This is a genomic window from Treponema sp. R8-4-B8 (genome assembly GCF_054786175.1).
This window is the reverse complement of record NZ_BDHE01000440.1, coordinates 1-436: the sequence shown is the minus strand read 5'-3', so window position 1 is coordinate 436 and position 436 is coordinate 1. Positions and strand designations below refer to the sequence as shown.

Annotated in this window: 1 protein-coding gene; it reads left to right on the top strand. The window is 47.7% G+C overall.

Features of this window, described 5'->3' with window-relative positions; translation table 11 throughout:
- Positions 1-15: 15 nt before the first annotated feature.
- Positions 16-436: hypothetical protein (locus ACYVRA_RS09150; protein ID WP_461252394.1), on the top strand; the 421-nt coding region annotated here is incomplete at its 3' end.

Sequence of the window (436 nt, the reverse complement as noted above, 5' to 3'; positions counted from 1 at the left end):
TTCCAGGGTTGGGCAATGGGTCATCTGTTCGGGCTGAGCGCGAAAAATAAAGACATTCAATGGTTCAGGAACTGGCTGTTTAGACAGTACGCTCCGGACCTCTGTGCCGCGCAGCTTCGCGTAGGCTACGACTACATCAACAGCAGAAGCGATTTCTACGTAAAACCGAGTTTTTACTGGAACTTTTTCGACAAACTTCTGAGCGTCGGCTTGTCATTCGCCTACTGTCAGGATTTCTGCACCGGTAAACTCTACGAAGGTTCTCCCTACCGTTATATTGAACTGGAACCCAAAATACAGTTGAACTTTGACAACAACTCGTATATTGCATTTGCATATAACTTCAGGCAGGAATATCTGCACCCCTGGGCCGGTTTAAAACCGGGAAAAGACCCGCTTAGACAGACGCAGTGGATGAATCTGCGCTTCTGCGTTT